The organism is Leucobacter fengyongliangi (assembly GCF_052386045.1).
Genome location: NZ_CM126356.1, coordinates 345,576 through 359,247, shown reverse-complemented (window position 1 = coordinate 359,247; position 13,672 = coordinate 345,576). Strand labels below are relative to the sequence as shown.

9 protein-coding genes are annotated in these 13,672 nt (G+C 64.1%); 2 read left to right on the top strand and 7 right to left on the bottom strand.

Annotation, left to right across the window (positions count from 1 at the left end):
- Nucleotides 1-17: 17 nt before the first annotated feature.
- Together ACTNFK_RS01680 and ACTNFK_RS01675 are read right to left on the bottom strand one after the other, a co-directional pair.
- Complete coding sequence (locus ACTNFK_RS01680; RefSeq protein WP_435937227.1) at nucleotides 18-1,028, bottom strand: polyprenyl synthetase family protein; 1,011 nt, start codon at nucleotides 1,026-1,028, stop codon at nucleotides 18-20.
- 41 nt (nucleotides 1,029-1,069) lie between these two features.
- Entirely contained in the window at nucleotides 1,070-1,888 is an 819-nt protein-coding gene (locus ACTNFK_RS01675; protein ID WP_435937173.1) for a class I SAM-dependent methyltransferase, read from the bottom strand.
- Nucleotides 1,889-1,957: 69 nt separating this feature from the next.
- On the opposite strand from ACTNFK_RS01675, the gene ACTNFK_RS01670 reads away from it, so the two are divergent.
- Nucleotides 1,958-3,220, top strand: coding sequence for an isochorismate synthase (locus ACTNFK_RS01670; protein ID WP_435937172.1), 1,263 nt, complete (start codon nucleotides 1,958-1,960; stop codon nucleotides 3,218-3,220).
- A 74-nt stretch (nucleotides 3,221-3,294) separates the two neighbouring features.
- Here the strand turns inward: ACTNFK_RS01670 and menD are convergent, their stop codons facing one another.
- A complete protein-coding gene (menD, locus tag ACTNFK_RS01665) occupies nucleotides 3,295-5,076 on the bottom strand; it encodes a 2-succinyl-5-enolpyruvyl-6-hydroxy-3-cyclohexene-1-carboxylic-acid synthase (RefSeq protein ID WP_435937171.1) in 1,782 nt (593 codons plus the stop codon).
- Nucleotides 5,073-5,471, bottom strand: coding sequence for a PLDc N-terminal domain-containing protein (locus ACTNFK_RS01660; protein WP_435937170.1), 399 nt, complete (start codon nucleotides 5,469-5,471; stop codon nucleotides 5,073-5,075). The genes menD and ACTNFK_RS01660 overlap by 4 nt, the downstream gene beginning before the upstream one ends.
- Before the next feature lie 76 nt (nucleotides 5,472-5,547).
- Between ACTNFK_RS01660 and ACTNFK_RS01655 the strand changes: the two genes are divergently transcribed.
- The gene (locus ACTNFK_RS01655; protein ID WP_435937169.1) at nucleotides 5,548-5,853 is read left to right on the top strand and encodes a DUF4229 domain-containing protein; all 306 of its coding nucleotides are present in this window, start codon (nucleotides 5,548-5,550) and stop codon (nucleotides 5,851-5,853) included.
- A gap of 44 nt (nucleotides 5,854-5,897) precedes the next feature.
- On the opposite strand, the gene ACTNFK_RS01650 is transcribed toward ACTNFK_RS01655, so the two are convergent.
- The 3 genes from ACTNFK_RS01650 to ACTNFK_RS01640 form a co-directional block, all read right to left on the bottom strand.
- Entirely contained in the window at nucleotides 5,898-7,268 is a 1,371-nt protein-coding gene (locus tag ACTNFK_RS01650) for an NAD(P)/FAD-dependent oxidoreductase (protein ID WP_435937168.1), read from the bottom strand.
- A 9-nt stretch (nucleotides 7,269-7,277) separates the two neighbouring features.
- Entirely contained in the window at nucleotides 7,278-8,237 is a 960-nt protein-coding gene (locus ACTNFK_RS01645) for a 1,4-dihydroxy-2-naphthoate polyprenyltransferase (RefSeq protein WP_435937167.1), read from the bottom strand.
- A 105-nt stretch (nucleotides 8,238-8,342) separates the two neighbouring features.
- The gene (locus ACTNFK_RS01640; protein ID WP_435937166.1) at nucleotides 8,343-13,670 is read right to left on the bottom strand and encodes a CLIPPER-2 domain-containing protein; all 5,328 of its coding nucleotides are present in this window, start codon (nucleotides 13,668-13,670) and stop codon (nucleotides 8,343-8,345) included.
- Between the last annotated feature and the right edge of the window lie 2 nt (nucleotides 13,671-13,672).

Genomic DNA, 13,672 nt, shown 5'->3' with positions numbered 1-13,672 from the left:
GGCCGAAGCCGGCCCTGCTACCCCTCGCGCGTCACGATCGACTCGGCCATTCGGGCAAGCCCGCGCTTGATGACCGACTTTGGCAGCGGATCGAGCGCGACCACCGCATCTGCGGCCCAACGGCGAGCCTCGGCCTCGGTCTCAGCCGTAACCTCGTGACGATGCAAGGCCTCTACCTCGGGGTCGAGAATTCCCGGATCCGCACCCTCGGCGATCTGTGCCACACCGCTCTCGATGCGGGCCAGCAGCTCGGCATCGGCGGCGTTCGTCGCCGCCCGCGCACGCAGCAGGAGCAGCGGCATCGTGACCACGCCAGCGCGCAGATCGGTTCCCGCACGTTTACCCGTGCGATCCGCCTTCGGCGACAGATCGATCACGTCATCGATGAGCTGGAAGGCGACGCCGATCCGCTCGCCGTATTCCATAACCGGGTCGGCATATTCAGCCGGGGCGCCAGAAAACATCACACCCATGCGGGCGGCGGTCGCGATGAGAGCGCCGGTCTTATCTGCGAGCACCTGCAGGTAGTGGGCCATCGGATCTTCTCCGGGCTGCGGGCCAACCGTCTCATGTAATTGCCCAAGGCAGAGCCGCTCGAAGGTGCGTGCCTGCAGCTGAATGGCTTCCTCGCCCATGCCCGAGGCAAGGGTTGAAGCGCGCGCGAACAACAGGTCACCGGCGAGAATCGCGACCGAGTTCGACCAGACCGTCTGCGTGGCCGGCACGCCGCGTCGCATCTTCGCATCGTCCATCACGTCATCGTGATAGAGGGACGCGAGGTGGGTCAGCTCGACCGACTGAGCGGCCCGCCTCACGAGGTCATTCGGGCCGTTCCCCAGTTCGCTGGTGAGCAGCGTCAGCATCGGGCGGATGCGCTTGCCACCGGCCTCCGCGAGGTACCGGGCGGGCGCGTCAGCAACTTCCGAAGCAAAGCTCAGGTGCTCAAGCAGGCCCGATTCGATGAGCGCCAGCTGTTCGCGCATGCGCTTGGAGTGCTTGCGCTCGGCCGGACCCTGGAACAGTCGCATAGGCAGGGCCTGGGTCGCCGTATCCTCGGCGATTGGCAGCGTCACGATGCACGACCCGATGCGGAGGCAGCAGAAGCATCGGAAGCGCTGAGATCGTCGGAATCCTTGAGATCAGCCCGAGCCGAAACTTCTGAGACGCTCCCCGATTCGGCGACCCGCGGCACAAACCCGCGATGCAGCGCGACGATGCCGAACGTCAGGTTGCGGTACGCGACCCGTTCAAGTCCCGCCTCACGCATCCAGGCCGCGAGCTCATCCTGCGCCGGCCACTTCTCAATTGACTCGTTCAGGTAGCGGTATGCCTCCTCAGCGCTCTTGTTCAGCGCCCCGGCGATGCGCGGCAGCACGTGACGCGAGTAGGCGGTGTAGGGCCCGCGAATCGCATCAGCCGGCCTGGAGAACTCACAAATCACGATTCGCCCGCCCGGCTTCACGACGCGCTTCATCTCGGCGATCGCCCGTTTCGGCTCGGTGACATTGCGCAGCCCGAACGAGATCGTGGCCGCGTCGAAACTCGCGTCGTCAAACGGCAGTTCAGTGGCATCGGCCCACACAAAGTCAATGAGCTCGTTGCCCGACTGCCGCTCGCGGCCCACAGCCAGCATGCCCTCGGAGAAATCGGCCGCGGTGACGTGCGCACCGTGCTGCGCAATCGCCGCGCTTGACGTGCCGGTGCCCGCGGCAAGGTCGAGCACTCGCATACCCTTTCGAGGCTGCAGGGCGCGGGTCATTGCAATGCGCCAGAGGCGCGAATTTCCGGCCGAAAGCACGTCGTTAATGAGGTCGTAGCGCGGAGACACCTCATCGAACATCGTGGAAACGTCGGTGGCCAGCTTGGTGGCCGTATCGGGGCGGGTCACCCCCCTATGCTAGCCGGTCATGCCCTGCGCGCACGCTGAGTTCACGAGCTCACCGGGTAGGTTAGTGGGATGAACAGTGGATCGCCGCACCGCCTCTGTGCGGTCACGCGCCCCCTGGCTTCCCTTCCCTCACTCGACGAGTTGCTCGGCTTTGCCGACCCCTCCCAGCCGCTGCTGTGGACGCGGGGGGATCGCGGCTGCGTCGGCATCGGCGAGACCCTGCGCCTCACCTTCACCGGCCCCGATCGTTTCACGCAAGCGAGCGCCGCCTGGCGCAGCATCGCAGCCGCGGCCGAAGTCGACGATTCGGTGCAGCTGCCCGGCAGCGGCTTGCTCGCGTTCGGCACCTTCGCGTTCTCGTCCGTAAGCGAATCGACCAGCGTGCTGATCGTGCCGCGCATGATCGTGGCACGGCATCGCGGCACGACCTGGGTCACCGAGATCGCCGAAGCGCCGATAGGCCGCGATCCGCTCTTGCCCGCGTCGTCACCCATCGGTGCGTGGATCGGCACAGACCTGCCCACAACTGATCCGAATGCCGCGTATCTGGCCGGGGTAAGGGAGGCCTCGGCCCGCATTGCGCGCGGGTCGGTTGAAAAGATCGTGTTGTCACGCCAGGTTCACGGCTCGATCCGCGCCGATGACGACCTGCGCGTGCCGCTTCGGCGCCTCGCCGAACGTTACGACGACTGTTGGACGTTCGCGGTCGATGGCATGATCGGCGCGAGTCCCGAAACGCTCATCAGACAGACTGATGGTGCGATCTCAGCTCGGGTACTCGCAGGAACCCGAGCGCGCAGGCCCGATCCAGCAGCCGATGCGCGTGCGCGCGACGAACTCCTCACGAGCACCAAGGAGCAGCATGAACACTCCTTCGCGGTGCAGAGCGTGGTGACGGCGCTCGCCCCGCACGTGGCCGAGTTGCACACGAGCGAGGAGCCTTTCGCGCTGCAACTGCCCAATGTGTGGCACCTCGCGACCGACCTGGGCGCAACTCCCGGTGCCAGCGGCACCTCGCTCGAGCTCACCGCCGCGTTGCATCCGACCGCAGCCGTGGCGGGAACACCCACCAGCCAGGCCGTGGCATCAATCGCAGAGATCGAGCCGTTTGACCGCGGTCGCTACGCTGGCGCGGTCGGGTGGATCGACGCGGACGGCGACGGCGAGTGGGTCATCGCGCTGCGCTGCGCTCAGGTGGGACCCGCCGACCACGGACGGCTCGAGGTGACCGCGACCGCTGGTGGCGGCATCGTGGCGGGCTCTGATCCCGACCGCGAGTTTGGCGAAACCGTGTCGAAGTTCACTCCCATTGCCGAGGCGTTTGGCGCGTAGCGGGGCGAAGCCTCGCAATGCCTGCCCAGCCGCATTCCATGACGGCCCGCGTGGTTGTGCCCGTTTGGGGTCTTTCAGCGGGCGAGCGGCACTTCTACGATGGTCGGACCGGTGACCGGTCGGGTGAATAGCGCCTCGAGTTCACCCCGGGTCTTCACGCACTGATATTCCCATCCGTAGGCGGTCGCGAGGCGCTCGAGATCCACCCGTTGTGGGGTAAACATCACCCGGTCGAACGCCTCGCGGGGAGCGGTACTCGCGGCCTCGAGGGTGTCAAAGATCGTGCCTCCGCCGTCATTTCCGACGATCACTTGCACGCGCGGGTGCGGCTCACATTCGGGCAACAGGAGCGAACCTGCATCATGCAAGAGCGCGAGATCGCCGATCAGCACGCGCGTCACCCCGGTCATATGCGCGGAGCGCTCGTCCCTTTGACTTGCGGAGGCGACGCCGAGTGCGGTCCCAACAGTACCGTCGATGCCCGCAAGCCCGCGGTTCGCGTGCACCCGAATGTGCCGTGGCGCGGCAATCCCATCTAGCACGCGCACGAGCCTCGAGGCGGCCAGGACCAGCCGGTCGTGCGGCCACGTCGCACGCCAGGTGCTCTCCACAAGCATTTCACGGGTCACTGGCTCACGTCGCGCCGCCACCTCAGCGCGAGCAAGCGCGGCCAGTTGTTTGTAGTCCGCGCCGCGGCTCGCCGACGGGTCAGGCGTGTGCCCAGTGGATCGCTGCTCGCGCAGGGCGCGATCAGCCACCACCCAGGCGCCCAACCAGCGGTGCATGCTCCTCGAAGAATATGTGTCGGAGACCCGTGCGGAACGAACGATCCGCGCCTCTCCACTGGGGTCGTAGTGCTCGGCCCCCGCGCCTGCGTGCGGGTCAACCACGACGACATCAACATCGCTTCGCCGAAGGAGCGACGGAAGCTGCCGAGTAAGCGTCGGGTGCCCGAATACGATCGCGCGCTCGACCAATTCCCCTACCTGGGGGTCATCGATCAGTGTGGCGTAGGAGGTGATTGCCTCGCGTCCGAAGCGAGCACTACTCACCACCTCGGCAAGCAGTGGAAGCCCCGCTGCTCGCGCGAATTGCTCGGCCTCCGGGCCTGCTCCCTCGCCTGCGATCACGACGGTAAGCGCATCACCTGAATGGGTGTACATTTCGGAGTCGTTCGGATCGGTACCGGCGGAACGAATCTCCGGCGCAGGAGCGCCTTCGCTCGTGAGAGTCGCCCACCCGACGGGATCAGAGCCGATCTCTTCCGTTGGCCCGGAGAGAGGCTCACGGAATGCGATGTTGAGGTGCACAGGACCCGCGGGCTGCCGACCGGGCGCCCCGCAAGCGGCAGCGAGAGCCCTCTGAGCGATCTCTACCGGATCGAGCGACAGAGCGAAGCCCGAACTGGTGCGGATGGGATCCGCCCGCTCGGGAGCCGGTACGTCGAGCGACAGTCGCGCAAACCGCTCGAAGAGGCCAGCCTGCCTCGTGGTCTGGTTGCTGCGAATCCCGCGAAGCTCAGTCGGACGATCGGCTGTGAGAAGCATGAGTGGGACGCGACTCTCGTGAGCTTCGAGGACGGCAGGCATGAGATTTGCGACCGCGGTGCCACTCGTGACGATCACCGGGGCTGGAAAGCCCGTTTCGCGAGCGATGCCGAGTGCGAAGAAACCTGCGGAGCGTTCATCGAGGCGGACATGGAGGCGCAACGCCCCCGCGCCTTCCGCCTCAGCAGCCGCGAGGGCGAGGGCCTGCGACCGAGATCCCGGGCACACCACGACATCGCGAACTCCGCCACGGATGAACTCGGCCAACAGTCCAACGGCAAATACCGAGGCTGGTGAAACGGATGTCACTTCTTTTCCGGCTGGTCTTCGCCCGCGCCGCTTTCCGGCTCGTTTTCACTGTCGGGGTGGTCAGTGCTCTCGCCGGGAAACGTCTCCTCGTCGAGCGCGTGCAGACGTTCCTCAAGCTCTCGCAGTCGCTCGAGTTCGGCATCGCTGAGCTTTGCGCCGGTGAAGCGCGGATCGTCGTCTGGCGCGGGACCAGACACCTGAGCCGCCCCCGGCCGCCCCTTGCCGATCGCAAACCAGAGGATCGCGCCGATCACCGGCAAAACCACGACGAGCACCACCCACACAGGTTTCGGCACCCCGCGCGCCCTGGACGCGTCGGTCATCGCCGCGTCGACCAGCGCGTAGAGGATAAACGCCACTGCGATCACGGCACCAATAATCAAGAACCGCACCATGCCCTTATGCTACCCATCGCCCCTGAGAGCACGCCCGCTGGGTGGCTGCTCAGCAGCAGTCGGTACACTCACGGATGTGAAACCTCGCACCGCCTGGATCGTCTACTCACTCGCGCGCCTCGCTATATTTGCCGTGCCCTTCGCCGCGCTCATGCTCATCGGATGGCCTTGGTGGCTCGCAGCAGTTGTGGCCACGCTCGCGGCGGTTTCTCTCTCGATCATCTTTCTCTCCAAGCCGCGCGAAGCGGCTTCTGTCGGCGTGTACGAGTGGCGACACCGCGGCCGCACCGCAGATGACATCGCTGAGGACGCAGCGCTCGACGGCGGATCTTCGGAAGGCGCTGCCTCAGACCACGGGAACGCGCCCCGAGAAGCCCAATAGACCCCTACGCACACGAGGCACGCGAAGCCTCGTGGCGAACCCGCTCAGTGTCGGCCGGTGACCACGTCGGCCAGGTGAGCAATCGGGGAGGTCTTCGCGCGACCAGCCAGCTCCGTGCGGTCGGCGATGCCGTATGCCGCATATAGGCCCTTCGTTGCGATCCAGCGCAGCGGCTCGGGTTCCCACTTGCGCACACGATGGTTGACCCAGGGAAGCCCAGCAAGTTCGGTGTCACGCTCGAGAATCAGATCGGTGAGCGTGCGCCCGGCGAGGTTCGTGGCGGTGACGCCGGTTCCAACGTATCCGCCGGCCCATGCGAGCCCGGTCTGACGGTCGAGACCCACCGTCGCGGCCCAGTCGCGGGGCACGCCCAGCACACCCGACCAGACGTGGTCAATCTCGGCGCCTCGGGTGGCCGGGAAGAATCGGTGCATGATTTCGCTCAGCGTTTCCACCGTCACCGCAGGGGTCTGCCCATCGGTGTCGGTCTTGGAGCCGAATTTGTAGGGCACACCGCGCCCTCCAATCGCGATCCGGTCGTCAGCCGTGCGCTGGGCATACATGTAGACGTGGGCGAAATCCCCCAGGGTTTCCCCCTGGCTCCAGTTCAACTCGTCCCAGACCTCGGACGAGAGTGGTTCGGTTGCGATGAGCGATGAGTTCATGGGCAGCCAGAGCCGGTGTAGGCCTGCGAGATTCGCGGTGAATCCTTCGGTGGCGCGCACCACGATGTCGGCAGACACTGTGCCATGCGTCGTTCGCACGCGGTGCGGGGCGATTTCGACCGCACGGGTTCGCTCGTAGATTTCCACACCGAGACGCTCGACGGCATCGGCGAGCCCTGCGGCGAGCTTTGCCGGCTGAATCCGCGCGCAGTGTGGGTGCCAGACTGCGGCGCGAGTGTGCGCAACATTAATCTTCTCCGTCGCGGCTGACGCTTCCAGCAACTCAAGATCGGTGTGCGCCCACTGCTGCTCAGATGCGGCAAAGGAGCGGATCCTCGCCTCTTGCGCCGGCGTGTAGGCGACGTTGAACTCGCCGCCCTTTTGGATATCCGCGTCGATGCCTTCGGCTGTGGCGACACGAATCACCTCATCTACCGTCTCGTTCATGGCACGTTGGAAACGCTCGGCGGCATCTCGTCCGTGGCTCGGCACGTATTGCTCTCGCCCGCCGGTGATGGCATTGGTGAGCCACCCGCCGTTGCGCCCAGACGCGCCGTACCCGACATGTCGCTGCTCGATCACGACCACCCTGAGCTCGGGCCTGGCCTGTTTGAGGTAGTAGGCGGCCCAAAGGCCTGTGTACCCTGCCCCCACAATGGCCACATCGGCAGTGAGGTCGCCGGGCAACTCGGGTCGTGGAACGGGAGCGCCGACCTGCTGCCACCAGTGAGAAACCTGTCCGTTGATCATCAGAGCCTCCTAGAACGCAAACGCGATGCCGAGTAGAACGCCGTAGGCAAGTGCGGCGAGGCTGGTCAACCCCAGCACAATGATGAGCTCGCGCGCGGTGCGCGCCCAGAGCGTGATCACGCAGCTCGGGATCACGATGATGAGCACCAGCCAGACGAGTAGCATGCCCGGATGCACCGCCCCGTACAGCGCGGGAACCGCAAATGGGAGCAGCACACACACGACGTAGAGAATTCGGGATGCGCGATCCCCGACGCGGACGGAGAGTGTGTGCTTGCCTGCGAGCCGATCGGTGGCGATATCGCGGGTGTTATTGGCGATCAGCACAGCGACGGCGAATAGCCCCACCCCGGCACCTGCCCACCAGACTTCCTGAGTCTGCACGTCGGTTTGCAGCCAGGTGGTACCCACCGTGGCGACGAGCCCGAAGAAAATAAACACAACCACCTCGCCGAGCCCAGCGTACCCATAGGGTCGTTTACCGCCGGTGTAGAACCACGCGGCGACGATGGCGACGGCACCAAGCGCAAGAAACCACCAGCGCCCACTCAGGAGCACGGCGACGAGCCCGCACGCTGCGGCGAGCGCAAAGAATACGAGCGCGGTGGCGAGCACCCGCTTGGGATCGACAAGCCCCGAACCAGTGAGCCTTGCGGGCCCGACCCGAAATTCGTCGGTGCCGCGGATACCGTCTGAGTAATCGTTTGCGAAGTTGACGCCGACCTGCAGGAACACCGCGACGCCGAGCGCAAGCAGAGTCAGTGGCCAGGAGAATGCCTGCACCATATGTGCGATGCCCGCTCCGGCCGCGACCGGCGCTACGGCGAGCGGCAACGTGCGAAGCCGTGCCCCTGCCACCCAGTTGCGCCAGGTAATTGTGGGGGAGCCGCTGGTGCGAACCTGCATGGTCGCGGCGGCGCGCTTTGCCGGGTTGCCCGACTTACGTCCGTCTCTGGTCGCTGCGTTCATGGAACACTCCTCACTCCGCAACGATCCTAGCCGCGCGCGGGACTCAGCCCCGGTGAGTTGTGAGGATGACACTGTTCACCGGGGCCGATCTTGGGGGTTAGCGGATCACTCCTCGTGCTTCCGCAGGCGGCTCGCTCCTGTCGCAATCAGTCCGCAACCAATGAGTGCGAGGGCAACCATCAGGAGACCGATCTGACCCGGTCCACCGGTGTGCTCGAGCACCGAAACCGGCGGTGTCGCAGGTGGGGTTGCCGGAGGTGTCAGCGATGGGGTGCTCGGGACTGGCGGGTCGCTCACCACAGCAGTCCAGGTCGACTCATCCTCGACTTCAACGCCGCTGACCGCACCGACCGCGAGAACCAAACCGATGTTCTCGTAGGTCGCACCGTCCCCGATGGAGCCTGAACCGGTGCACTCCATCGATGCACCAGGTTCCAGGACTGCAGCCGGGCAGGTGACTTGGACACCTTGGTCATCAGTCACCTCAATCTGCTGCAGGGTTTCTTCGCCGGTGTTCATGACGGTGTAGGTCCAACTCACCACCGTGTTCTCGGGAAGTGTGGCGCCGACCGCGATCCCGTCAGCATCCTTCACGAGCGAGACAAGTGGCGTTGGCATCGTGACGCTCACAGTCCACTCATCTTCTGCGGTGACGTCACCGCCGGTGAGCACCCCGGTACCAACCACCGCACCAATGTTGGTGTAGCTCGCCCCGCGGCCAATGGAACCACTGCCCTCACACACCATGCTCGCTCCGGGGAGCAAGTCCGACACGGGGCAGGTCACTGTCACGCCTTGATCGTCAGTGACCACGATGTCGGTGAGTGCTTCTTCTCCCGTGTTCGTGACCGCGTACTGCCAATCCACGACCGTGTCGGCCCGCACACTCCCGCCATCTACTGCGTTGAGTGCGCCCTTCACAATGGAGATCGCCGGAACCAGTTCCCGGACGGTGATCGTCCACGGATCCTCGGCGTTCACCGGAGTGGAGCTGAGCTCGGATTCGCCGATCACAGCACCGACGTTGACGTACTCACCTTCCCCGCCAACCGAACCGCTTCCAAGGCACGTCATCGACTCACCTGGCTGCAGTTGTGTATGCGGGCAGGTGACGGCAACTCCTTGATCGTCGGTGACATCAAGATCGAGCAGCGTCTCCTCTCCCGTGTTCGTGACCAGGTATGTCCAATCCACAAGAGTGTTCGGGCGAACCTGCGTCCCTTCTGTGGCGTTGGTGGATCGCTTGTCGATCGTGACGTTCACGGTCAGGGGGCGAACGCCCACAGACCAATCATCGACTGCGGAAACCGGGCCAGCGGTGATCGCGCCGACCGCCTGAGCGGTGGCGACGTTTCGGTAATCCGGACCGGCACCGACTGATCCACTTCCCGTGCACGTCACCGAAGCGCCGGAAGCGAGGGAGGTGATAGGGCAATCGACGGTCACGCCCTGATCATCTACGACTGTCAGATCAACGACGGGTTCCTGGCCAGTGTTGGTGACCAGGTAGTCCCAGCTGATGACCGAGTAGCCGTCGATCATGCCGCCTTCGGTGACGTCCGGGGAGGACTTCACGAGCGACAGGGTGCGCGAGAGCGGTGTGACGATCGCAGACCAGTCGTCGTCATCGGTAGCTGCTCCACCAGAGAGAGTGCCGATTCCGATGACCATTCCCGTGTTTGCATAGGAGGCTTGGATTCCGACCGAACCCGTGCCGGTGCAATCCATGCTTGCTCCGACGGCGAGATCTGCTGCTGGGCACGAGACCGCGACCCCTTGATCGTCAGTGACGACCAGGCCGGTGAGTGGTTCCTCTCCGGTGTTCGTGACCGCATATGTCCACGTTACGTCGGTCAGAGCGAGCACTGCAGCTCCCTCCGCAATGCCGTTCGCGCTCTTCACAATCTGAACCGTGGGCTCGACGGGGTCAATGTTGACCGACCACGGATCTGACGTTGCGGTGGGGTCACCGGTGATGGCGCCGACCCCTTCGACACTACCGATGTTCTCGTAGCTTGCCCCGTTTCCGATGTTCCCGGTTCCGGTGCACGTGATGGAGGCTCCGACCGCGAGGGTCGTGGCCGGGCAGGTGACTGCCACGCCCTGGTCATCTGTAACCAGGAGAGCTTCCAGTGGCTCGTTGCCGGTGTTCGTCACCAGGTAGTCCCAGGTCACATCAGTGAAGCCGTTGATCGTGGAACCTTCCGCGACTCCCACCGCTGACTTCACCAGGCCTACCTCAGGTGCAACGACCCATGCCTGCACGGTACATTCTGGCTCAAGACCGGTCACACAGTTGGTGGGCAGGGTGCCAATGTTCCCGATGACGCGGTTGGTGAGTCCGGTTGAGGGCGTGGGGCTGGTCGTAGTAACGGTGAAGCGAATTGTTGCCTCGTCACCGACCCCCAGGTTGCCGGTCCAGATCAGTTGTTCCGTAATCGGATCCCAGGCGACGGCACCTGATGTGGCGGTTGCATCATCGTTGTATATTGCGTGCTGCAGCACCTCACTGAGATCGTCGACCACGCGCACTCCGTTTGCGAGTGTCTCGAGACGGTTCTCCGCGGTGATCTCGTAGGTCACGATCTCGCCGACGCCGAGCTCGGTCCCTGCTTGAGGGCTCGACTTCTCGACGCGCACTTCAGCGGGAGACATGATGCCGGTTCGCGCAGTTTCTGCGGAGACCAACGGGACGCCACCGTTGAGTGCGCGTTGCGCAACCGTGTTCCAGGCAACATCACCGCTGGTGGTTCCTGAAGGCACCAGCATGCGGAATCCGATGTTGACGCTGGATCCTGACGCCCAGTTGCCCGGGAGGGTGATGCGCAGCGCTTTGACATTCGCATTCCCGCCGAGCGTTGCGGGGTCGGCAGTCCAGTCGTTATCGCAGGAGGGCTGCGACGGGAAAACTTCCGGACGGCATGGGTTGCTTGACGCCGAGTAGGCGACGTTTGCCCCTGCGGGAATTGCACGGCTCAGACCGTCAAACACGGGGGTGAACGCGCTGCCACGCGAGCCAGTATTGGCTTCGGTTGCTCCGGTATCTCCGACGTGTGGCAGAAGGTCATAAAGCACAACGTCAGACAGAGCAGGCTGGCCCGAATTCTCCCAGTGCACCAGGTACTCCGCGGCTCCTGAGGTGATGCCGGCAACCTGGTTTGCGCCCGACCATGCTGCGGAGTTCACATCGCGTACATGCTTCGTGACCACGCTGGTTGCGGGAGCCAATGGAGAGCTGAAGGTTGCGCCTCCGAGCGACAGGCAGCCGGTGTCTCCGGTGGTCAGTCCGTCACCGTCAAGGTCACGAGGGTCACCCACCACAAATGGGGAGTACTGCAAACAGTTCGCCATCTGTCCGCCGGTGTCGCCCGTCACCGAAGAGTACGACTCGGTGTAGAGCGCTCCGTACTGGTTGCCCCAGGTGCGTTCCAGTGTGATTCTGACGCTCACATACGGCCATCCCTGGGACGGATCAGCCGGAACTGCGGGAGTGCCTGGCAGCGGAGTGAACCGCACCAGTGCTGGGGTTCCCGTCGCAGGGTCTTCCGGCACGAACTCGATGTCGTAGTGGCTGCGGTTGGATCGCCCCTCTGCGTCATTCACAATGATCGAGTTGAGTGAGTCTCCGGCTACCTTGTATCCGGCAGGAAGCACCTGCGTGTACGTCGGGTAGGCGATGTTCGGGTCGAGGGCATACGCCCCGAATGAACCGTTTGCGTAACGGATTCCCGAACCTGACGCGTTGATGCTTGCGTACGAGGTTCCCGAAATGCCAGCGCGCACGGCGCCGATGCCGGTTGCATCATCCTCATAGAAGTACGACGAAGTGGGGTTGGCCACTGACATCGAGACGGTGTTTCGCAGGTCCATGTCGCGATCAGCGCCAGGCTCCACCCTCGTGTCCATCTCCACCTGCACCGCACCATCAAGCGTGAGCGCGTTCAGCCGCACACTGAATCCAACGTACGTGGTTCCCGCAGGTGCGGCAGGAAGCGGAGAGAGGGAGGCGATGGGGGTGGTGGCATCAAAGACCTGTTGCGTGCCATCGCTCAAAAACAATGTCAGCTCCTGATACCCAATCGTGCGGGCCGAGGATGACCCAGCAGTGGATGTGAACCGCAGATCGGTGATGCGCTCAAGCGGATCGAGACATCCGGTATCAGAACCAAACCCTGCGGGGTTGGGATTTGACTGGCACGGCACCCAGTCAGTGATCGTGACCTCGTCACCCTGCAGCAGCCGTGTTGCACTCATCCTGTAGTAGTGAACTCCCAAGGCGCCTGAGTACGCGAAGGTGGGTGAGAATCGCCATCGGCACTGTCCGGCCGGCGAAGGTTGCGACGCATTGGGGATCACTCGACCTTCGCCACATTTTGCAAAGAGAGGGTCGGGTCGTGCCTGAAAAATGTTGTTGTGGTTGACCGTGCTGGTTGATGACTGCGGCACCCCTGCGGTGTCCATGAAGGACCGAGTGACCGTGTTTGTGATCGGGTTGAGGTAGGCGGGGTCAGCAGCGTTTGCTGCGGCAGGCATCTCTACGACCACGAAGTACGGCTGCTCAAGATAATTTGAGCAGTCTGACCAGGTAACCGAATGGGTGCCTGGATCGTACACCCCGCCACCGGTGGCTGACACGAACGTCACCTCCGGAGGGAGCTGATCCACGATCTGTACCGTGCCGGCGACAGCGGTATCTGTGACGTTCCGGTTGTTGTCCTGGGATGAGCATGAGGCCCACTGGTTCGTGGCAGGGTTCCAGACGCCGGCGATGTTCGGGGTGATTTGGTACGTGGCCCGAGCCGTGGTCGCTCCCGATGCGGCGCTCCCGCCCAGGAAAACCTTCTGGATGGGCAGCAGGTCACGTGCCGTCACTGATCCACTCAGGCTGTTTGAGATGACGGAGGGAAAGCTGGGTGAGCTGAATGTGGCCGGGCCGAAGGTGAATCCGACACCGTCACCGGTCGAAGGGTGGGGGCGGACGGAAACCAGGAGCATTTCCTGAGCACCGGCAGGAACCGTGCGCGTGGAAGTCAGCTGCACAGTCAACCCCGTGGGGGTGCGCACCACCGTCGAGGTGAAATTCGCTGTGGAGGGGCTCGGCGGCGTGATGGTGACACCCCAAGAGTCCATGTCTTCAATGCCACCGGGGAGATTGTTTAGTGAGATCGGAATATCGATCCGCGGGTTGAAACAGTCCTCGTCAGTCAGGCCTGAACACGACCACGTGACCTCGAAATTGAAGACGCTTGACACCTCCTGAATAGCCGGAGACGAGGTGGTGATCGCGATAGAGCCAACGCTGGCTGCCTGCGCGCTCGTGGTGCCGAGCAGCGTTGCCCCAGCGACCAAGAGGAAGGAGAGCAGCGCAGCTGCCACCTTCCGCCTGTCGCGTCGGATGCGAGACACCCGTGCATGTTGCGGTGTGTAATCCATGA